This window comes from Paenibacillus sp. EB106-06-01-XG199, from assembly GCF_058791575.1.
The window spans coordinates 17,656-37,928 of the sequence record NZ_JBYTDQ010000007.1; the positions used below are offsets into that span (position 1 = coordinate 17,656).

Genomic DNA, 20,273 nt, shown 5'->3' on the forward strand with positions numbered 1-20,273 from the left:
CGGGAGCCTATTACTGTCTATTCTTCCCACGAACAAGAGTGCCCAAACCCTTGGAGTTACTTTGGTCCCGTACTTGGACGGCATGCCGAAGGGCTGCTTAAGTTGTTCTAACTCTGCGCTCCTCTGCCGTCGCGCGGGCCTCCTGCGGCAAATGCCCCGCTGTTGTGAGCAATTCCCGCAGGGATATCCAGAGAGAGGAACCAATCATTTGCACCTCTGCCCCGCTTGTTTCCAAACTTCCGTCAGGCAAAGCAAGTTTTAGCTGCTTCTGTAATGCATCCACTGTCAGGTTCCGCCCGTTCCAGGCAATCAGTCCGCTGCGGCTGGCGCTATCCCAGCTAACCCGTCCGCCCAGCCGTTCAATGACCGCGCGCAAGGGAACCATGTATTGCCCTTGGCTGATTCTGTATTCTCCCGGGTCCAGTTTGGTCTCCAGCCTGCCCACCTCCAGGACCAGCGGCTTGCCGGAGGCAAATAATCCGGCATTCGGCACAATGTTAGAATGAATCCAGTCCTGTGAAGGTTTCGAGCGGTTGGCGCCTGCCATAGTTGCAGATACTCTGAAGTGTACAGGCTGCTGACTTGCGTCCAGCTGACCAAAGTTATACCCGGCAGCCTTATAACGCTCAATAATCTTGGGCAGTGCTTTGGCACTCTCTTCATGTCCCGCACCGTCATGCAGCAGCAGGATGACTTGGGAGGAAGACATGTCCGCCACCGATCCCTGCAGGATTTCCGACGCCGGCACACCCCTGCGTCTGGAATCTCCGCTGTCCACTGTCCAGTCCATTACCGAGTAGCCCGCTTGCTTCAGCAGGTCGAAATAGGTTGCATCAAAATGTCCGAAGGTGCCTCCCGGCGCACGGACAAGCTGTGGACGGACCCCGGTAATCTCTCTGACAATCTCTTCAGTTTTCTTGATTTGCGTCCAAAATTCTGTGAATCCGCTATATAAATCATGATAATTATGATTATAGGTATGATTGCCAATGACATGCCCCTGCTCCCAAATCGCATTAATCAGCTCGGGGCTGCTCCGGGCCCGCTCTCCCAGCACGAAGAAGGTTGCCTTCACCTCCTGCTGGCGCAGTATTTCCAGCACCTTTGCAGTGACTTTGCTGGGCCCGTCGTCAAACGTAAGATATACTGTCTTCTGTGTTTTCTTTGGGGCAGCGGCCACCACAGCTGCTGCGGGTGCAGCCTTGGATTTGACTAACGCTGATATAGCTGCCGAATCTTCTGGATTCTGGAGATTTTGGGTCGATGTTATTGCCGTGGAGACAACCGGGGCTGGTGAGGCAGAGCCTCCTGAATTCACAGCCGGGGCAGGCAAATCTTGCGTCTGGGCAGCCGGCAGATTATTCTTAGAGAGTGCAGGCTCAATTTTACCAGCCTGTAGAGGATACATTTTCGGCGATGCCGAAGACTGTCCAGTTTCCCAATCAGGCTTTACCAATAATATAATTGCCATAGCAAGCAGCCCGCGGATAAGGATCCGGCGGATCTGGGTACTTTTGCTATCTTTCATCTTCTCTACCTCCAGCATTCTATTCACTTCCAGAACCATTTGGTAGATTGTATGAAGACAAGCTTCAAAATAGAATTAGGCATGCGGCCCTTGGAGAGTGACAATATTATGGAAATGTTGAGATGGATACAGGAATTGTTCGCCAGTTACGGATACAGTGTGCTCTTCTTCGGATTGCTGCTGGAATTTATTGCGCTGCCCTTTCCCGGGGAAACAACAATGGCTTTTGCAGGCTTTCTTTCCTATACCGGCAAGCTTGATTTCATGACACTGGTAGTACTGGCTTTTGCAGGTACAACAAGCGGGATGACCATTACTTATTTCGTCGGGCTCAAGGCAGGGATGCCGTTTATCCAGCGCTACGGCAAATGGTTTCTCTTTTCACCGGCCAAGCTGGAGAAAACGCAGCGCTGGTTCGAGCGTTACGGCAGTTTTCTGATCTCGATCGGTTATTTTATTCCCGGCGTCCGGCATTTCACCGGCTATTTCGCCGGTATTATCGCTTTGCCTTTCCGCAAGTTTGCCCTGTATGCTTATGGAGGAGCGCTGCTCTGGGTACTGGCTTTTCTGGGCATAGGCAAATTATTCGGGCCGCAGTGGATGGGCATCTTCCACCTGTTTGAGCTGTATGCCCTATGGATTGTCTCCGGTATCCTGGCTATCGCAGCCCTGATCCTTCTTTACCGCTACCGCCGGGGCATTTCCGCCCGCCTGCTGCGGCGCAAGGTCAAAGGTTAAATCTTAAGCATAATGCAAAAAATATAGAGAGTTTCCGGGGACGCCACGCAACCTGAAACATTAAAAAAGCAGCCGTTTGACGCATCATTCGAAGAACCCTTCGAAGAGCATCGACAGCTGCTTTTCTTATGCAACTCGAGATGAATTTACTGACTTTAAATACGGGACAGACTCTTTCGTTTGCTGCGAACCAGGTAATATCCTCCCAGCAGCAGCGCAATTCCGGCAAAGCCGGCACCTCCGGCAAACCCTAATTGCCGGGGTTTCACGTAGTCAAGCAGCCAGCCTGCGCTTAGCATTGATATCCCAATCAGTGAACCGCCCGCCGCCGACAGCATTCCGAAAATAACCGGCTGCATGGAAGACGGCGTCTCTCTCATCACCAGCGTGTCCAGACAGGCATTGCCAATTCCACCCGATAAAGACAGCAGAATATACAGGAGAAATGCGGCCGCAAAATGGCTGCTGGCACTGATCCCCATCAGCAGCAAACCTTCCGCCAGCAATCCTGCCAGCGCCACCGCGAGCAGCCTCTTCTTCACCAGGCGGCCGGCAAAAAAACTGAGGCTTAGCCCGATGCCAAGTGCCGCATAAAACGCTCCGACTCCGACATCGCCGGCATGAAACACCTGCACGGCATACACACTGATCAGCACATTGTCCCAGCCGTTGATAACCGGCACCAGCAGCTCATAACCAATAATAACCTGCAGCACGAGACTTCCCCCTGCCACGTATTTAAGCGTCCGCAAGCGCCCTTTATCGCCTTGCTTTAGTTCGCTCTGTTCTGCAGAAGAATCATGTTTTGTTCCCGCTTCAGCTTTCCCGGCATTATGCGGAAACTGCAAACCCCATAGCAATAAAGCTGCAACCAGAAAAGATGCGGCGTTCATGACGAATGCCGTCTCCGGCCCGAACCAAAGGGACACCAGCCCTCCCGTAAAGGCCCCTAGAATGAGCACAGAGCCATTCATCAGCTGTTCCAGGCCATTAATGCGGAGCAATGAACCCGGAGCAGCCAGGAGCGGGATAGAAGACTTGCGGACCGGACTGTAAACCGCCTCTCCCGCTGCCAGTATAAAACTGCCTGCATACAGCAGCCACAGCCGGTCCTCCCCATTGATCCAAAGAAAGGATAAGGCTACAGGCACTCGCATAATATCAACGGCTATCATAATCGTTTTGCGCGGCAGCCTGCCAGCCAGCATCCCGCCGAGCGGAGCCATAAAAAGATAGGGCAGCACCCTTACACCAAGCGATATGCCTACCGCCATTCCCGATCCGGTCAGTTGAAGCACCAGCGCCAGCATGGCCACACTGCTGAACCGGTCGCCTATTCCATTGATTAATCCGGCTGCGAACAGCCTGGAATACCCCTGCCCGCCCAGAACAGATAATCCATTTCCGGTTTGTGTCATTTCATGAGCCCTCACAATCGAAATTAAATATTTATCTAATTAGATAGTAATCGAATATTATATTTATGACAATGTATTATTTTCTTTCTTTAACCAAGATTATAGAATGAGGGTTGACTGTAACTCTCCGGGAAAGAAGGGACTCATCTTTTGAAAATAGATCGTTTGCTCTCCATAGTCATCCTGTTGATGAACCGCCCGCTCATTCAGGCCAAGGAGCTGGCCGACATGTTCGAGGTCTCCGTCCGCACCATCTACCGCGATATCGACAGCATTAACAGTGCTGGCATACCTGTCGTAACCTATCAGGGTGCAAACGGCGGGATTGGCCTCATGGAGGGATACCGCCTGGACCGCAATCTGCTGACGGAGCGTGAGCTGGCCGATATTTTCACCGCTTTGCAAAGCGTCTCTTCCTATGTCGGAGGAGAACACACGCTGCTGATGGAAAAAATCAGCAGTGTAATCCCCCCTGCCCAATCCGCCGCCTTCCGGAGCAAAACAACCCAGTTGATCGTCGATTTCTCTCCTTGGGGATTGAATGGACCCCTGGAAGAGCGGCTAACCCTGCTCAAGGAAGCGCTGGAGGAAGGTGTCACTGTCGCCTTCGAATATGTGAACGCCGACGGCAGGATGAGCAAGCGCTCCGTGGAGCCTTACACGCTGGTGCTCAAAGGGCAAGCCTGGTATTTGTACGGCCTGTGTGCAAAGCAGGGGGAGTTCCGCCTGTTCAAGCTGCTGCGTATGAAAGCGCTGGTGAAGGAAGACCGGGTGTATGTCCGTCAAGATATCCCCTTGAAGGATTTCCCCTGGACTAAAGGATGGATGCGGCCCGTTGACTCACTGCCCGTGGTACTGCATTTCTCGGCGGCAGGCAAACATCTAGCCGAAGATTATTTCGATGCTACTGAACTTCAGCCGGACGGCAGCGGCGGGTACACCGTTAGGGTTCATTATCCGGAGGATAACTGGCTTTACAGCTTTTTGCTGGGATTCGGAACCTCGGTTGAGGTGCTGGAGCCGGAACATATCCGCCTCCGGATGGGCGAGCTCGCTGCAGGCATCGCAGCAAAATACAAATAATTTCCAAACGCTATGTAGATTGAACTTGAGAATATACATTTGGGAAAAGTGCGGAGGGGAATTTTGGAACTGTAGGAGCGATAGCGTCCGCCTGAAAGCTTTCCGTAGGAAAGCTTTCAGGCGGACGCATGGGCAAGGTTTGGATTTCTACGGCGATTCGCAGTTAAATTCAGGAAATCCAAACCTAGCAGCGGCCGGAAGTCCAAACATTCTCTGTAGTCACTGCCAGTCCCAAAATAGAAGAATTATAAGTTCAATCTATATAGCAACTCTCCAACAAACCTGACTGAATGCTGTCTAGTTTGATGGTTTATACTGGACTGGAATGCGGGCGGAACTCGTCCCGCGAAATCTAAGGGAGTGTGTTGATATGAATATAGAAAAGACTTCGCCCCATCAACATGAGGCCGTATTCTGCCAGAGCTGCGGAATGCCAATGCCTGAAGCGGAGCTGCTGGGCAGTGAGCAGGATGGCACTAAGAATGAGGATTATTGTATCTACTGTTACGAAGCCGGAGAATTCAAGCAGCCTGAAATAACACTGCAGGGTATGACCGATCTCTGCACCGGATTCATGGTGGAGGAAGGCATGGATGAGGCTGCGGCGCACAAGCTGCTCGCCGAGACGCTTCCTTTACTGAAACGCTGGAAGACGGCAGCCGCGGTGCAGTAAGCGGGGTCTTCTCCATAACAAAAGGGACTAGCCATACACCCGCCGGTGCTGGATAGTCCCTTCTTTAGTACATCACAAGTTATGCCTGTTGAGATTTAACTGCTTGAGGTTGTAAAGACTCGGCTTCTTCCGTCTTCAGAAAGTCCGGCTGCGGTGAAGTCTTCTTGATGAACAAGGCCAGCACCAGAGCCACTACAGTCACCCAGGTTGCCACGGCGAATGCATGGGTAATCCCATTGATTGTCGCTTCCTGTGTAAGTTTGAGCATCGCCGCCTTATCGGTCTGTGAGACAGCGCCGCTGGTTACTGCTTCCGTAATATTGCTCTTCGTGCGGTTGGTCATCAGGCTGACAAACAGCGCCATCCCAAGTGCTCCCCCGACCGTACGCAGCGTGTTCGACATCGCTGTACCGTGCGAGCTGAGCCGCTGCGGCAGCTGGTTAAGTCCGGCTGTCACAATCGGCATCATCAGCATCGACATCCCGAACATCCGCGCCGTATACGTCAGGATCAGATGTGTATAGGTTGTGGAATCCGTAATTTGACTGAATTCCCATGTTGTAATGGTGGTAATCAGCAATCCGATAACCGCCAGCCATCTTGCACCAATCTTATCAAAGATAATTCCGGTGATCGGAGACATAATCCCCATCAGAATGGCACCCGGCAGCAGCATCAACCCGGATTCCATCGGTGTAAAGCCGCGGATGGTCTGAAGATAGATTGGCAGCAGGATCATACCTGCGTACATGGCCATGGTAATAATAATATTGATTACCGTTGTAAGTGAGTACATGTTATAACGGAAAATGCGGAATTCGAGCAGTGGTTTGTCGGCGGTAAGCTCGCGCCATACAAACAGGGCCAATGCCAGGGTTCCGAGGATCAGACAGGCAATAACAGTCGTGCTGCCCCAGCCGTCTGTTCCGGCATCACTGAAGCCGTACAGCAGTCCGCCGAACCCAAGGGTCGAGAACACGATGCCGGTCTTATCCAGCTTCGGAGAAGTCAGCTTCCCGACGTTCTGCATGGTCTTCATCCCAAGCAGTGTGGAGAAAATGGCCAGCGGCAGTACGATAAAGAACAGTACGCGCCAGGAATAGTTTTGCACAACCCAGCCCGAGAGGGTAGGTCCGATCGCCGGGGCAAAAATCATTGCTACCGCCATGAGTCCCATGGCTTTACCGCGTTCTTCAATCGGGAAGATACGCAGGAACACAATGTTCATCAGCGGCATCAGAATTCCAGCACCGACGGCCTGGATTACTCTGCCGACCATAATCATTTCAAATCCGGTTCCGATACCGCAGACAAGCGTACCTATAGAGAATAGTATCATTGCTGTAGTAAACAATTGGCGGGTGGTAAACTTCTCCACCAGATAAGCACTGATTGGAATGAGCACACCGTTCACAAGCATAAACCCTGTGGTCAGCCATTGTGCCGTATTGGCGACAATGTTAAGATCCTCCATCATTTTCGGAAGCGCCACATTCATCAGCGTTTGATTCAACAACGCGACGAAAGCGCCAATTAAGAGCGCTGCGATGATAGGCCCTTTGCGTATAGCCTTAGTTTCCGCAGCAGCGTTAGCAGTTATTGTACTCATGGCTACTTTTTATCTCTCCCTTGTACCAAAATTTTTACGATTTCACCATGAAGCCGCAGCAGTTCCTTGACATCCTCTGGAGGGATGCCGGACAGCGGCTGCAAATGCTTTCTCATGGACTGCTTGCTTCGTTCCCGGATTTCCTGACCTTTGTCCGTCACCGCAAGATTGAATATACGCCGGTCGCTCTGAGAGCGTTGTCTGGTGATCAGTCCTGCCTTTACCATACGGTCAACTACTCCGCTAGCAGCGCTGTTCCCTAAATGGAGCAGGTCGGCAAGCTCGGTAATTCCGATGTCCGGGTGCATGGCCAATTTGCGCAGAACCATCAGTTGGGTGGAGGTAATCTGCAGCTCCTCTGCGTCCTTCCACAAAAGCTGCTGGAAATTATGATTGATACAGCGGAAAGAGCTCAGAATATCATCAAGCTGCTGTTCTTTTTCCTCCAACACCATCACCCCGTTAGTTTGATAAATAAATACTTCGTATACGAACTATTTTACTATTTACCTATTTATCCGTCAATCAAATTACTGAAAATTTCTGAAAAACTCTTTCTTTGTTTCATTTAACTAACATGCTCTGCCGCCCCGGAATAGACACCCTTCCAGAGTGCCCAGCTTTGGGGATTTTAGATATAATTCAGATGGATGACAATACTCGAAAGCGGTGATTGTGCAATGAATCCTGAACAGCGAAAAATTTGGAGTGACGGACATAAAACTTTAACGGGACTCTTGAAGCGGCCGGAGGAGCATGAGAATGCGGTTGCTTTATTCCTGAGATTGCATGCCTCTCTTTACGCGTCAAACGGGGAACATCCGGAGCAGCCAACCTTTGAAGACGAACTTCTGAAAGATATCCGCGAGTCGACCCTGCGCAGCTATCCGGTACATACCCCCGGCAGTAAAAATTCTATAGTGTGGCATCTTTGGCACAGTGCGAGAATTGAAGATATCACAATGAATATTCTTGCCGCCGGCAGCGGGCAGATTCTTCACGAGGCGAATTTTACCGACAAATTACAGACAGTTTACATCCATTCAGGCAATGGCATGACCGATGAGGAAATTTCCGGTTTCAGCTCGTCGGTTCATATCGAGTCTTTATTGGAGTACAGGAGAGCGGTTGCCGGCAGAACGCGGAGCATCATATCTTCATTGAGTTCCGAGCAATTGAGGGCGAAGCTGAGTCCTGCCAGGATCAGAAGAATATCAGAAGAAGAGGCGGTAAAAGATACGGAGCAATGGCTGATTGACTACTGGGGAAATAAAAACATCGCCGGTCTGGTGCTGATGCCTGCCACAAGGCATAATTTCATCCACCTCAACAAGGCGATGCGCGTAAAGCTTAAACTTCAGAAATAAGATCATTCAAATGTTTCTTATAAATTAAAGCGGGCCCGGGAGAATTGCCCCGGACCCGCTGTTTAATGTGGATTGCACTTTATGGATTGTACTTTTCTTATATCCCGCTCCCTAAGCTCCCCACCACCACCGGCCGCTGTGGTCCTGAGATTTCAGCAGGCGTTGAACTACTGCCGCTTTCCAGACCGCAGGCGATCGACATCATCAGTTTGATCCGGTTGGCCTGGTTCACTACACTGACCCCGGCATCATAATCAATAGCTGCGATATTGGCCCCGGGATACAGCTCCTTCAGTCCTTTGATAGAGCCGCGTCCGGTAATATGGTTCGGCAGACAGGCAAACGGCTGGATGCAGACAATGTTATTCACACCGTTATCCAGCAAATCCATCATCTCCGCCGTCAGGAACCAGCCTTCGCCCATCTGATTGCCGACAGACACAAGCCGGCTGGCCTTCTCCGCGAGGCCGTAAATATTCTCGCGGCCTTTGGCCAGTCCCGCTTCCTCCAGCGCCACTTTAACCGGCTTGCGGTAGATTTCCAGGTACGAGATCAGCATGGGATTGATGTATCCCAGCTTCTTGCTTTTGCCGAATTGCTCCGCTTTGTAGATCGGATTGTACACGCAATAAAAGATAAAATCGAGGAAGTCCGGCATTACTGCTTCGCCGCCTTCGGCTTCGATCATCTCAATGATCCGGTTGTTGGCGTCCGGATGGAACTTAATCAGTATTTCGCCGACAATGCCCACCCGCGGCTTCACTGCCGGTGTGACCGCCAGGCGGCTGAACTCGGCGACGATCTCGCGGATCACCCGCTTATACTCCCGGAAGGAGAATGTCGACAAGCTGCTCTTGCAGCGCTCCATTCCTTTGCGGTAGAGGGCTTCCGTGCTTCCCGGAATCCGCTCATAGGGTCTGAAGCGGTGTAGCAGCCGCATCATCAGATCACCATAGCAGGCAGCGGCGATCAGCCGGTTTGCCAGCTTGAGGTGGATGCGGAAGCCCGGCTGATTCTCCATCCCTGAAGCATTGAGAGAGATGACCGGAATTTGCCCCAGATCGGAATCCTTCAGCGCCTTGCGCAGCAGCGAGATATAATTGGTAGCCCGGCAGCCTCCGCCTGTCTGCGACATGATGACCGCCGTCCGGTTAGGATCGTAGTCCCCGCTCTTCAGAGCCGAGAGGATTTGCCCGATGGTGACAATCGCCGGATAACATGCATCATTATTGACGAATCTGAGGCCTTCCTCGGTCTCCTGCGGACCGGTGGTTTCCAGTACCTTGAGACGGTACCCGGCGTCACGGAAGACGCGTTCGAACAATTCAAAGTGAACCGGCGACATCTGCGGCGCCAGAATGGTATAGGTCTCCTTCATTTCCTTCGTAAACGGAACGTTGGCCTGTGTCTTATAGAGGAGCTGCGGCTGCACATCGCCCTTCTCACGCTCACGCATCGCTGCCTGCAGCGACCGCAGCCGGATACGCGCAGCGCCGAGATTACTGATCTCATCAATCTTGATCAGGGTGTATACCTTGTTGTGGCGCTCCATAATCTCCTGCACGGCATCGCAAGTGATCGCGTCGATGCCGCAGCCAAAGGAGGTGAGCTGCACCAGCTCCAGATCATTTCTGCCGGCTGCAAGGCGGGCGGCACGGTACATCCGGGCGTGGTACGTCCATTGATTCACCACAGCCACATCGCCTTCGCTGCGGTCCAGATGGCAGACCGAATCCTCGGTCAGCACGGCGAGCCCCATTCCGGTAATCATATCGGCGATGCCGTGATTGATTTCCGGATCGGCATGGTAGGGATGGCCGCAGAGCAGAATCCCCTTTGTCCCGGTGGAGGTCAGAAACGCCAGCGTTTCTTCGCCCTTCGTACGCAGATCATTTTTGGCTTGCTCAGCTTCGGCAATTCCAGCCTGTACCGCTGATGCTATCTCTTCTCTCGGAATATCCATAAAGGTCTTGATCAGACTCTTGGTCAGGGCCGAAATATCGTCGAAGGTCAGAAACGGGCTGACGAGCGGAACCCCACTTTCCTTGAGACCATCCATATTATTGCGGATAACCTCAGGATAAGAAGCAACCACCGGGCAGTTGAAGTGATTCTGTGCCGCATCGTCCTCCTTCTTCTCATACACAACCGCCGGATAAAAGATAAAATCGACGCCTTTGCCGATCAGGCTCTGCACATGTCCATGGGCCATCTTCGCGGGATAGCAGATCGATTCCGAAGGAATCGTATCCATTCCGCTCTCATACAGCTTCTTGCTGGACTTCGGCGACAACACTGTCCGGTAGCGCAGTGTTGTAAAAAAGGTGTGCCAGAACGGATAATTCTCGAACATATTCATGGTCCGCGGAATGCCGACGGTGCCCCGCTCTGCCTGTTCTTCCGGCAGCCCTTCATAGTCAAAGAACCGTTCATATTTATACTGCATCAGGTTCGGCAGGTTGTTCTTCTCTTTCTTGCCTCCCGCACCGCGTTCGCAGCGGTTGCCTGTAACGTGAAAGCTCTTATCGGGGAAACGGCTGATGGTCAGTGCGCAATTGTTGGCGCAGCGGCTGCAGCGGCCCGGCGATACCTGATATTGGAAGGTTTCCAGCTCTTCCGGGCCAAGAATCGTGCTGAAGCCGTCCAAGCCGGCATGTTCTCTGGCAATAATCGCACAGCCGTAGGCTCCCATAACACCGGCAATATCAGGTCTGACCACAGTCCGGCCAGTCAGCAGCTCAAAGGCCCGCAGTACGGCTTCGTTATAGAAGGTGCCACCCTGCACAATGATATTGCGCCCGAGGTCCTCGGGGTTGCGGATTTTGATAACCTTTTGCAGAGCGTTCTTGATTACGGAATAGGCGAGTCCTGCGGACAGATCAGCCAGGGAAGCCCCTTCCTTCTGCACCTGCTTCACCTTGGAATTCATAAATACGGTACAGCGCGAGCCCAGATTCACCGGTTTGCTAGACTGCAGCGCGGACTTGGCAAATTCCTCGATACCGAGCTCCAGCGCGGAGGCGAAGCTCTCAAGAAAAGAGCCGCAGCCCGCCGAGCAGGCCTCATTCAGCATCAGGCTGTCAATTGCCCCTCCGCGGATCTTGATGCATTTCATATCCTGTCCGCCGATATCCAGAATAAAGTCCACCTCAGGCATGAACTTGGACGCAGCCTTATAGTGGGCCACTGTCTCCACTTCACCGCCGTCGGTACGAAGCCCGGCCTTAACCAATCCTTCACCATAACCGGTCGCATAGGAGCCGGCAATATAGCAGCCTTCCGGCAGAATCCGGTAAATCTCCTTCAGTGCATCGGTGACGGACTGCAGCGGATTGCCTTTGTTGCTTCCGTAAAAGGTATAGAGAATTTCATCGGCGGCGCCGGTAATAACAAGCTTTGTTGTCGTCGAACCGGCATCAATGCCGAGATAGCAAGGTCCGCGGTATGAAGCCAGCTCAGCGCGGGCAACCGAGGCCCTGCCATGGCGGAGCCGGAACTCGGCTAAATCCTGCGCCGTCTCAAACAGAGGCGCCAGTTCAGCATCCTCTGCACGGTCCGCCTTGAAGTCCACCGCTTCAATCCGTTCCAGCCAGCCGGATAGCGGCAGCACGAGCTGATCGCTCTGTGACAGCGCCGAACCAATCGCCACAAAATATTGCGAGCGTTCCGGGAACAGCACCTCCCCTTCCTTCAGCCCCAGCGTCTCCGCGAAACGCTCCCGCAAGGCGGGCAGAAACGTCAGCGGTCCGCCCAGGAAAGCCACCCGCCCGCGAATCGGACGGCCGCAGGCGAGGCCGCTGATCGTCTGGTTCACGATACTCTGGAAGATTGAAGCCGCGACATCCTCGCGCCGCGCCCCTTCGTTCAGCAGCGGCTGTACATCGCTCTTGGCGAATACGCCGCAGCGCGAGGCGATCGGGTAGATCCGCTCATGCTTCTCTGCCAGCGTATTCAGTCCGGCAGGGTCAGTCTGCAGCAGCGAAGCCATCTGGTCGATGAACGCTCCGGTGCCGCCGGCGCAGGCGGTATTCATGCGCTGTTCGATGCCGCCGCTTAAATAAATAATCTTGGCGTCCTCCCCGCCAAGCTCAATCGCCGTATCGCATCCTGGAATCAGCTCGCTGATCGCTTTGGTGCAGGCGATGACCTCCTGGACAAAGGGTACTCCGCCAAGCTTTGATAAGGACAACCCCGAGGAACCGCTTACAGTCAATGCTGCCTCTCTATCCGGGAACCTGTGCTGTACGTTTGACAGGAGGGATAGAGCCGCTTTTTTTATATCGCTATAATGTCTCACGTAATCCTGATAAATAATTGTACTTCGTTCCATAACAACCAATTTGGCCGTAGTTGATCCGACGTCCAGCCCAATACGCAGTATCATCATGCCATCACCATGCCTTGCTCCAAATTTGAAGTAATATGAGGCAACTATATCATGAGAGCGCATTAGGAAGGCTGTTAAAAATGTAACAGACATTTACAATTCACTACTAGCATACTTAATTATTTCGTGATTTCACTCAATGCTGTCTCCACATGACCTTTAACACGAATTTTTCTCCACGCCGCCGCAAGCTTGCCTTGCTCATCTATAAGAAAGGTGGAGCGCACGATGCCCATAAACTCCTTGCCGTACAGCTTTTTGAGCTGCCACACCCCGAATATCTCGCTTACACTATGCTCCTCGTCGGACAAGAGCGGAAAAGGCAGGCTGTTCTTCAGGGCAAACTTAGCGTGCGAGGCCAGATTGTCGGCACTGATTCCGAGTACCACGGCACCCTGCGCAGCAATCCGGTCGTGGGCGTCACGGAAATCGCAAGCCTCCTGTGTGCAGGCGGGTGTCATATTCTTCGGGTAAAAATAAAGCAGCACCTTGCGGCCGCGATATTGGCTTAAGCTGATGTTCCGGCCCGTGGAGGCGGGAAGGCTGAAGTCAGGGACTTCATCACCGATTTCGATTTCCTTCATTTATGCTTCACTCCTAAAGTTATTGGGGGAATAATCCGAAATTGCTTGTATTCCTAAAAGAAATTATAATGTAGAGAATGCAAATGTGAAAGGAAGAACGAAATGCCTCCAAGAAAGAAACGGCACGTAAAAGCCGGCAAATCGAAGAAGAAACCGCTGCTCTGGACTCTGGCAATTATACTTCTCCTAGTGATCGGCGGAATTGTCTACTATTTCTCCTCTGTCTACAACCAGCTCGACAATATGCACAAGACGGGTGATAAATCGCCGTTCGCGTCTGTTCCCTCCCCTTCGGCGGATATAGCTGAGCCTCCTAAATGGGAAGGCACGGAGCCTGTAAATATCCTGCTTATGGGCGTGGATGCCCGTGGTGTGAAGAAAGGGGAAGTCCCGCGCTCGGATACGATGCTGGTTGCCTCCCTTGATCCGGTGCGAAAGAAGTTCTATGTCTTCTCCATTCTCCGGGATACCTATGTATCTATACCAGAACATGGCAAAGACCGTATTAATTCGGCAATTACACACGGACCCAATACGGCGATGCAGACAGTAAGCGACTTGCTGGGCATCCCGATTCAATATTATGTCTATACCGATTTCCAGGGCTTCATCAAACTGGTGGATGCCGTCGGCGGGGTGGATTACGAAGTTGAAAAAGACATGGTCTATAAGACAAAAGCTGACGGGCCGGAATTCGACATTGATCTGAAGAAAGGCTTTCAGCATCTTGACGGCAACATGGCGCTGCAATATGTGCGTTTCCGTCATGATAAGACATCCGACTTCACCCGGACGGAACGGCAGCGGGGTTTCCTCAAAGCTGTTGCGGACAAGGTGATCAGCACCACTTCCATTCTTAAACTGCCTAACATATTGTCTGAGGTGATCCCATACATCGATACCAACATGGAAATCAGCGATATGTGGAAGCTTGCCACCGTCGGTTATGACGGCTCGATGGGCGGCAGTGAGCAAATACCGCCGATGAACTTGCTGACTGAAGAGACAACAAGCGGAGGCTCCTCCGTTATTGGCATCAGCAGTGAAGATAAACTGAAGCAATTCGTGCAGGATACCATTACTGCACCTGAGCCGACGCCATCGACTGAGGCTTCCCCGGACAGCAGTCCGTCCGCTAGCGCAGAGAACAATTAAATCAACAACCCATGCTTGGCCTCAGGACGGGCGAACAGCGGCATCCGCCGCCAGTTCGCCCGTTCCCTTGCCCCAAGACATATGAAAGGATGATTATTCATGAACCGTACCACATCAGAACAGTTGTATCAGGAAGCCCTTCAGCATATCGTCGGAGGCGTCAATAGCCCCTCCCGGTCCTTCAAGGCTGTTGGCGGCGGCGCGCCGGTATTTATGAAACGCGCGGGTGGCTCACGCTTCTGGGACGAGGACGGCAACGAGTACATCGATTACCTCGCAGCCTACGGGCCGATTATTACCGGCCATGCCCATCCACATATCACAGCGGCGATTACGGAAGCCGCACAGAATGGCATCCTGTATGGCACACCCACCCAGCTTGAGATCAAGCTGGCCAAAATGCTCAAGGAAGCAATCCCTTCGATGGATAAAGTGCGGTTCGTCAACTCCGGCACGGAGGCCGTAATGACCACAATCCGGGTGGCCCGCGCTTATACCAAGCGCAGCAAGATCGTGAAATTCGCCGGCTGCTACCATGGCCACTCCGACCTAGTGCTGGTCGCTGCCGGCTCCGGCCCTTCCACACTGGGCATTCCTGACAGCGCCGGAGTTCCCGGCAGCATCGCCCAGGAAGTCATCACCGTTCCGTTCAACGATCTTGGCGGACTGCGCGAGGCGCTGGAGAAATGGGGTGCTGACGTAGCCGCTGTTATGGTGGAACCGATCGTCGGCAACTTCGGTATGGTTATGCCGGAGCCAGGTTTCCTGGAGGGGCTGTGCAAGCTGGCCCATGATAACGGATCGCTTGTCATTTATGACGAGGTCATCACCGCTTTCCGTTTCCATTACGGTTCTACTCAAACTTATGCAGGCCTTGATAATCACGAAGACATTACACCTGACCTGACCGCGCTCGGCAAAATCATCGGCGGCGGTCTTCCGATCGGCGCTTACGGCGGCCGCAAGCATGTGATGGAGCAGGTTGCGCCGCTCGGTCCGGCATACCAGGCCGGAACTATGGCCGGCAACCCTGCCTCCATCTCAGCAGGTATCGCCTGTCTTGAGGTGCTGCAGGGTGAAGGGGTGTATGAGGAAATGGAACGGCTCGCCATCCGGCTGACAGAGGGACTGCAGCAATCGGCAGACCGTCACGGCATTCCGCTGACGATCAACCGGATCCGCGGGGCGTTCTCCACCCATTTCTGCGCTCATCCGATCACCAATTATGAGGAAGCCCAAGATACAGACGGCGAAATGTTCGCCAGCTTCTTCCGCCATATGCTGAACCGCGGGATCAACCTTGCCCCGTCCAAATATGAGGCCTGGTTCTTGACCACAGCGCATACGGATGCCGATATTGACGCAACACTGGAAGCTGCAGAAGCTTCCTTCCAGGCAATGTCGGCAGAGAAATAATCTTTAACACCTGCCCGGCTGCAACACTGATTACTTAAGCTTACTAGACCTGCTTCCATTAACAAATTCAAACCCACTGCGGCAAGCCGCAGTGGGTCATTTGCATTGCCGGATTCAGGTGTGAGAATCAAGCCAGCTGATCAATAGAAATCAATCTGCTTGTCCAGTTTGACCTCTTCGAACGCGGGACGCTGGAATCTGCTGCTTCCGGGCACCAGAGAAAACTGTGTGGTGCTGAGATCGTCCGGAAGCGGCGGAGAGATCATGAACTGCATGTGAACATGCGCTCCGCCGCCGTTTGCACCGTGATTTTCTACTTCATAGCTTGTCTCACTTAGAACAGCAAGCTTAAGCATGGGATTAATATGGACACGCTCCACCGTTTCTTTCAAGCACTTGATTTCCAGGGTGACGATGCTTAACTTCTCATACTGCATGGAGTGGGTCAGCATATATTCAAAATCGCCATCCAGCGTAGTCTTCATTATTGCCAGCACCCCCAGCAGCGGCCCGGGCTCATCCCAGAAATGCCGTCTGGGCCGGGCTTCGTTCAGATTGCTTAGAATCAGCGATATTTCCGAAACCTCAAGACCAGACTCCACCGCCAGCTGATTCATGGCTTCCTCTTCCGGAAAAAGCCCCCTCCCTCCGGAGAGCGCCTTGCGCTGCTGCACCAGTCTTAAGATCTGTTCATCAATTACTCTAGCCTCATCATTATAATCATTCGGTATTCCCCGTAGTGGCATCCTGCTCCAGCCCATTTCTTTCCCCTCCCGGATTCAGTGTAATCTGTTAACATCCTATCTACGATTGTTCTATTGTATCATTTTTTCCATTTATAAGAAATTCAGATACACAGCACAAAAAGCTGTCATCCCTAAGGACAACAGCTTTCTGCCATCAACAACTCTCTTCAGTTTGCTTTCTGATCATATAGGCTGCGGATTTCTACATCCTGCGGAAGCTTGAACGGATTCTCCTGGTTGATCCGGTCATAGAACATAATCCCGTCCAGGTGGTCCATTTCATGCTGAATCACAATGGCCTGGTAACCCTTGAACTTCAGGACGACTTCCTTGCCGCTCAGATCATAGCCCTTTACTTTTACCGTCTCATATCTCGGAACAAAACCATGAACCGGGCGGTCCACAGACAGGCAGCCCTCGCTCTCCGGCAAATACACCATCGCCAGCGAATGGCTGATGATCTTGGGATTCACCCAGGTATGCTCCACAATCTTGCCCTTGTCATCCTTCAGGTACATCACGAACATCCGCTTCTGAAGGCCGATCTGGTTCGCGGATAAGCCAATGCCGGAACGCAGCTTATGTTTGGCGGAAGCCTCCGGGTCCTGGCTGTTCTTCAGAAACTGCATCATGCATTGCAGCGCTTCACGGTCAGTATCCTGCAGCGGCAGCTGTACCGGCTCGGTTACACTGCGGAGAATAGGATGACCTTCCCGTATAATATCATCCATCGTGATCACATAATCTGCACTATATTTTGTACTAGACAACAACACTCATCCACCTTTGCCATGCGGGCTAAATTCATAATGATGATTTATAAATTGCAACTTGCACCTATAAGTATTTGCTCAAGGCGTTACACTATTATCTTATGCAGCTTTATGGATTTATGAAAGCAGTCTTCAACTGGCTGCTGTATTTCACGTCGAAACCGAGTCCCGTAGCAAGTGCGGCAAGCGGCAGGTAAGTTTTCTCCTCTTTGCCGACCTTTTGCAGAAACGCCGGTGTATCAATTGCTTGATCTTCCCCGTTGACCTTAATATACTTCGAGCCAATGGTAATAACCACCGTCCGGTCACCGTAAACAATTGTTGCGCTGGCTGTCTTCCTGTCCCACTTTCCACTGGCACCCACAGCATTAAGAACATCGCGCAGTGCGAGAAAGTTCTGGCCGTTCTTAATGACTGGCTTATTTGGGGTATTAAGCTCTGTGCCTTTTACCACAATCGACATCGGTGCCGAACCCGGCGCTGTTGCAAGAGCAGACGGTGTGCGGTATTCTCCCCACTGCAGTTCTGCAAACACCCGGGCGATTTTCTCATACCCCAGCTGTGTGGGATGAAAATCCAACGATATGATATGTGTCAGCGAGCCCTCAAGACCCACGAATTGTTTGGCAATATGGGCTACCCGCACCGGTGCTCCGGTCTGGTCGAAACTGGCCGCAATACTGTCCGCCATGGCTGTCAACCGCTCCGCTGCGCCCATCAGCTTGGGATAGGCCTCTTTTACCGCAAATTTGGGAGCCGGCTGATACTGGTCGGCTAGCAGAATGGTTGCTTGCGGGTTCACGGCACGAATGTTCTCAAGCGCTGTCTTCACATTCGTATTGTAGGCGCTCAAACGCTGCTCCAGCTGAGCCTGGAAATCTTCATCCGTCAGTTGCTTGTACTGAAGGAATAGGCTGCTGACATCATTTCCGCCGATCGTGACTGTAATTAGATCCGCCTGAGCAAGCTCGGTCCGAATCTGCGGAGTCAGTGCCGCAAACTGCTCTATCCGCGGATCGGGCAGCCCTGCCTGAATACCCTCAGCTGTAATCACAGCCCCGTCTTTAATCGCTCCGGTATAATTAAGCAGCCCTGTTGAGGTTAGCCCCAGAATACCGTAATTGCCGAGTGTGCTTCTTCCATGATAATACCCCTGTTCCAGCAGTCTTTCTGCGTAACCGTAGGGTTTCACGTTTACATCGGTCATCCCCGGCTCATATCCGGCAGTTATCGAATCTCCCAGTGCTACAATGCGAAAGATATCCTGCTCCGCTCCCTGGGTTGCTGCAGCAGCCTCCTCGGCCTTGGCGTATCCTGCACCTGCGCTAACCAGTATGGCGAGCAGCAGCAGACCGCTTGTTCCGGCAGCCGCTATTTTCCTCCATGTATTCAGCATCGTTCCCCTCCTAAAAGTAATATAATTCCATTCTAACATTCGGCCGCTCTGCGCAGAAGAGCGGTTTCCCGTTCGGGAAACCGCTCCTGCTGTTGGCCCGGTGACTTATTCCTGTCCGCTGCCGGACCCGGTGCTGTTCTTTGTACCCTCGGCGTTGCGGGGAGCATGGCTCTTCCCTGCACGCTCCAGATATCTGTCATAACGGTCATCCAGTTCATAAGCTATTTTACGGTAGCGCAAGGTTTCTTCTACAATAGGATCGAGTGTAGTCTGGATCCGGATTTCATACTTGGGCGAGATTTGACGGATTTCTTTGTCCTTGTTGTCGCCCTGCTCCATGTCCCCGTCTTCCAAAAGCTCACTGAGCTTGCGCTCCAGATCATCATTTCTGCTCATGGTTCCAGTTGCCTCCTTAAAGCTAAAATCCCGTTGCTTTGGCTTCCTTCAGGGATGAAACCAGATAATCATGAATTTTACCGTTGCTCGCCACAACATGGCGAGTGCCGATGTCATAAGGATTACCCAAGGTATCGGTAACCTTGCCGCCGGATTCCCTAACGAGCAGCACGCCCGCTGCGCAATCCCAAGGACTCAGGCCGACCTCCCAGTAACCATCCACCCGGCCAACCGCCACGTAGGCCAGATGCAACGCAGCTGAACCTCCGGCACGGATGCCGCGGACCTGAGGCAGAATCTGCTGCAGTCCCGCCATATTTGCCGGCTGTGCAAAGGTGCGGTCCGGTGGAAAACCCATCGCAATAAGACTGTCCCCAGGCACCGTCTCGGCAGAAACCGAGGTAGGCACGCCGTGCATGTAAGCTCCTTTACCCTTCTCGGCGACGAACATCTCGTCACGGATAGGGTCGTAAATAACACCAACAGTCAGTTCTCCCTTAACGGCGAGAGCGATGGAAACACAGTAGAACGGAAATCCGTGCACAAAATTGGTGGTGCCGTCAATCGGATCGACAATCCACAGGTATTCGTGTTGGCGTCCCTCTTCCAGAGCGGCGGCAACCGAATCTGTTCCCGGCTGAACACCCTCTTCCCCAAGGATAGCATGGTCGGGATAATGGGTCAGGATCAGCCGGCGGATCATCTGCTCCACGCCTTTATCAACTTCCGTTACCAGGTCCTGGGCCGATGTCTTGCTGCCCAGCTCCTTCACTTGACCTTGTCTGCTCTTGATCCATTCCCCCGCTTTGGCTGCCGCGTTAATCGCTGCCGCCGTGTGCCCCTTGCTTGTAACTACATAGGGCTCCCGTTCCTTCCGGTTCTCAGGATTTAAAGGATTCATATCTTCACTCCACTTTCTTTTACTTAATCGCTCTCCCATGAAACATTGCTGCTACACACAGGCTCACTGCTGCTTAAGTTTCATTCAACGTACCTTATTTCAG

General features: G+C 52.5%; 17 protein-coding genes. 6 read left to right on the top strand and 11 right to left on the bottom strand.

All coding sequences use genetic code 11. The features are described from left to right. Positions 1 to 97: 97 nt before the first annotated feature. A complete protein-coding gene (locus AC3WT9_RS23345) occupies positions 98 to 1,528 on the bottom strand; it encodes a polysaccharide deacetylase family protein (protein WP_341089650.1) in 1,431 nt (476 codons plus the stop codon). A gap of 108 nt (positions 1,529 to 1,636) precedes the next feature. Here AC3WT9_RS23345 and AC3WT9_RS23350 point away from each other — a divergent pair, with 108 nt between their 5' ends. Beyond that, the gene (locus tag AC3WT9_RS23350) at positions 1,637 to 2,266 is read left to right on the top strand and encodes a DedA family protein (protein ID WP_341089648.1); all 630 of its coding nucleotides are present in this window, start codon (positions 1,637 to 1,639) and stop codon (positions 2,264 to 2,266) included. A 155-nt stretch (positions 2,267 to 2,421) separates the two neighbouring features. Here AC3WT9_RS23350 and AC3WT9_RS23355 read toward each other — a convergent pair whose 3' ends face one another. After that, positions 2,422 to 3,684 (bottom strand): MFS transporter, encoded by a 1,263-nt coding sequence (locus tag AC3WT9_RS23355; RefSeq protein ID WP_341089646.1) that lies wholly within the window; start codon positions 3,682 to 3,684, stop codon positions 2,422 to 2,424. 150 nt (positions 3,685 to 3,834) lie between these two features. Between AC3WT9_RS23355 and AC3WT9_RS23360 the strand changes: the two genes are divergently transcribed. Continuing rightward, on the top strand, positions 3,835 to 4,767 hold the full coding sequence (locus AC3WT9_RS23360) for a helix-turn-helix transcriptional regulator (RefSeq protein WP_492407972.1): 933 nt from the start codon (positions 3,835 to 3,837) through the stop codon (positions 4,765 to 4,767). 370 nt (positions 4,768 to 5,137) lie between these two features. Then, positions 5,138 to 5,440 carry a zinc ribbon domain-containing protein gene (locus AC3WT9_RS23365; protein ID WP_341377215.1) on the top strand — a complete coding sequence of 101 codons (303 nt, stop codon included), beginning with the start codon at positions 5,138 to 5,140 and terminating at the stop codon, positions 5,438 to 5,440. Positions 5,441 to 5,519: 79 nt separating this feature from the next. On the opposite strand, the gene AC3WT9_RS23370 is transcribed toward AC3WT9_RS23365, so the two are convergent. After that, positions 5,520 to 7,049: a DHA2 family efflux MFS transporter permease subunit gene (locus AC3WT9_RS23370; protein WP_341089643.1), complete on the bottom strand. Its 1,530-nt coding sequence runs from the start codon at positions 7,047 to 7,049 to the stop codon at positions 5,520 to 5,522. Between the two features lie 2 nt (positions 7,050 to 7,051). After that, the gene (locus tag AC3WT9_RS23375) at positions 7,052 to 7,498 is read right to left on the bottom strand and encodes a MarR family winged helix-turn-helix transcriptional regulator (protein WP_341089642.1); all 447 of its coding nucleotides are present in this window, start codon (positions 7,496 to 7,498) and stop codon (positions 7,052 to 7,054) included. Between the two features lie 231 nt (positions 7,499 to 7,729). Between AC3WT9_RS23375 and AC3WT9_RS23380 the strand changes: the two genes are divergently transcribed. Continuing rightward, positions 7,730 to 8,416 carry a DinB family protein gene (locus tag AC3WT9_RS23380; RefSeq protein WP_341377214.1) on the top strand — a complete coding sequence of 229 codons (687 nt, stop codon included), beginning with the start codon at positions 7,730 to 7,732 and terminating at the stop codon, positions 8,414 to 8,416. Positions 8,417 to 8,513: 97 nt separating this feature from the next. Here the strand turns inward: AC3WT9_RS23380 and AC3WT9_RS23385 are convergent, their stop codons facing one another. Beyond that, on the bottom strand, positions 8,514 to 12,803 hold the full coding sequence (locus tag AC3WT9_RS23385) for an acyl-CoA dehydratase activase-related protein (protein ID WP_492407973.1): 4,290 nt from the start codon (positions 12,801 to 12,803) through the stop codon (positions 8,514 to 8,516). Between the two features lie 119 nt (positions 12,804 to 12,922). Next, the gene (gene bcp / locus AC3WT9_RS23390) at positions 12,923 to 13,387 is read right to left on the bottom strand and encodes a thioredoxin-dependent thiol peroxidase (protein WP_341089638.1); all 465 of its coding nucleotides are present in this window, start codon (positions 13,385 to 13,387) and stop codon (positions 12,923 to 12,925) included. A 102-nt stretch (positions 13,388 to 13,489) separates the two neighbouring features. Here bcp and AC3WT9_RS23395 point away from each other — a divergent pair, with 102 nt between their 5' ends. Further along, positions 13,490 to 14,542 (top strand): LCP family protein, encoded by a 1,053-nt coding sequence (locus AC3WT9_RS23395; protein WP_341089636.1) that lies wholly within the window; start codon positions 13,490 to 13,492, stop codon positions 14,540 to 14,542. Between the two features lie 99 nt (positions 14,543 to 14,641). Then, entirely contained in the window at positions 14,642 to 15,958 is a 1,317-nt protein-coding gene (locus AC3WT9_RS23400; RefSeq protein WP_341089635.1) for a glutamate-1-semialdehyde 2,1-aminomutase, read from the top strand. Between the two features lie 140 nt (positions 15,959 to 16,098). Here the strand turns inward: AC3WT9_RS23400 and AC3WT9_RS23405 are convergent, their stop codons facing one another. The 5 genes from AC3WT9_RS23405 to AC3WT9_RS23425 all read right to left on the bottom strand — a co-directional run bounded on the left by AC3WT9_RS23405 (position 16,099) and on the right by AC3WT9_RS23425 (position 20,170). Beyond that, on the bottom strand, positions 16,099 to 16,719 hold the full coding sequence (locus AC3WT9_RS23405) for a hypothetical protein (RefSeq protein WP_342481023.1): 621 nt from the start codon (positions 16,717 to 16,719) through the stop codon (positions 16,099 to 16,101). Positions 16,720 to 16,871: 152 nt separating this feature from the next. After that, positions 16,872 to 17,435 (bottom strand): peptide deformylase, encoded by a 564-nt coding sequence (gene def / locus AC3WT9_RS23410; protein WP_341097536.1) that lies wholly within the window; start codon positions 17,433 to 17,435, stop codon positions 16,872 to 16,874. Positions 17,436 to 17,586: 151 nt separating this feature from the next. Next, positions 17,587 to 18,873 carry a stalk domain-containing protein gene (locus AC3WT9_RS23415; protein ID WP_341089631.1) on the bottom strand — a complete coding sequence of 429 codons (1,287 nt, stop codon included), beginning with the start codon at positions 18,871 to 18,873 and terminating at the stop codon, positions 17,587 to 17,589. Positions 18,874 to 18,978: 105 nt separating this feature from the next. Continuing rightward, the gene (locus AC3WT9_RS23420) at positions 18,979 to 19,269 is read right to left on the bottom strand and encodes a hypothetical protein (protein ID WP_052091784.1); all 291 of its coding nucleotides are present in this window, start codon (positions 19,267 to 19,269) and stop codon (positions 18,979 to 18,981) included. A gap of 22 nt (positions 19,270 to 19,291) precedes the next feature. Then, on the bottom strand, positions 19,292 to 20,170 hold the full coding sequence (locus AC3WT9_RS23425; RefSeq protein ID WP_340895002.1) for an inositol monophosphatase family protein: 879 nt from the start codon (positions 20,168 to 20,170) through the stop codon (positions 19,292 to 19,294). Between the last annotated feature and the right edge of the window lie 103 nt (positions 20,171 to 20,273).

Coding starts and splice junctions, on each gene's coding strand:
- AC3WT9_RS23425 (WP_340895002.1), bottom strand. CDS start 20,170: ATGAATCCTTTAAATCCTGAGAACCGGAAGGAACGGGAGCCCTATGTA.
- AC3WT9_RS23380 (WP_341377214.1), top strand. CDS start 7,730: ATGAATCCTGAACAGCGAAAAATTTGGAGTGACGGACATAAAACTTTA.
- def (WP_341097536.1), bottom strand. CDS start 17,435: ATGGATGATATTATACGGGAAGGTCATCCTATTCTCCGCAGTGTAACC.
- bcp (WP_341089638.1), bottom strand. CDS start 13,387: ATGAAGGAAATCGAAATCGGTGATGAAGTCCCTGACTTCAGCCTTCCC.
- AC3WT9_RS23370 (WP_341089643.1), bottom strand. CDS start 7,049: ATGAGTACAATAACTGCTAACGCTGCTGCGGAAACTAAGGCTATACGC.
- AC3WT9_RS23395 (WP_341089636.1), top strand. CDS start 13,490: ATGCCTCCAAGAAAGAAACGGCACGTAAAAGCCGGCAAATCGAAGAAG.
- AC3WT9_RS23365 (WP_341377215.1), top strand. CDS start 5,138: ATGAATATAGAAAAGACTTCGCCCCATCAACATGAGGCCGTATTCTGC.
- AC3WT9_RS23345 (WP_341089650.1), bottom strand. CDS start 1,528: ATGAAAGATAGCAAAAGTACCCAGATCCGCCGGATCCTTATCCGCGGG.
- AC3WT9_RS23415 (WP_341089631.1), bottom strand. CDS start 18,873: ATGCTGAATACATGGAGGAAAATAGCGGCTGCCGGAACAAGCGGTCTG.
- AC3WT9_RS23355 (WP_341089646.1), bottom strand. CDS start 3,684: ATGACACAAACCGGAAATGGATTATCTGTTCTGGGCGGGCAGGGGTAT.
- AC3WT9_RS23385 (WP_492407973.1), bottom strand. CDS start 12,803: ATGATGATACTGCGTATTGGGCTGGACGTCGGATCAACTACGGCCAAA.
- AC3WT9_RS23400 (WP_341089635.1), top strand. CDS start 14,642: ATGAACCGTACCACATCAGAACAGTTGTATCAGGAAGCCCTTCAGCAT.
- AC3WT9_RS23405 (WP_342481023.1), bottom strand. CDS start 16,719: ATGGGCTGGAGCAGGATGCCACTACGGGGAATACCGAATGATTATAAT.
- AC3WT9_RS23420 (WP_052091784.1), bottom strand. CDS start 19,269: ATGAGCAGAAATGATGATCTGGAGCGCAAGCTCAGTGAGCTTTTGGAA.
- AC3WT9_RS23350 (WP_341089648.1), top strand. CDS start 1,637: ATGGAAATGTTGAGATGGATACAGGAATTGTTCGCCAGTTACGGATAC.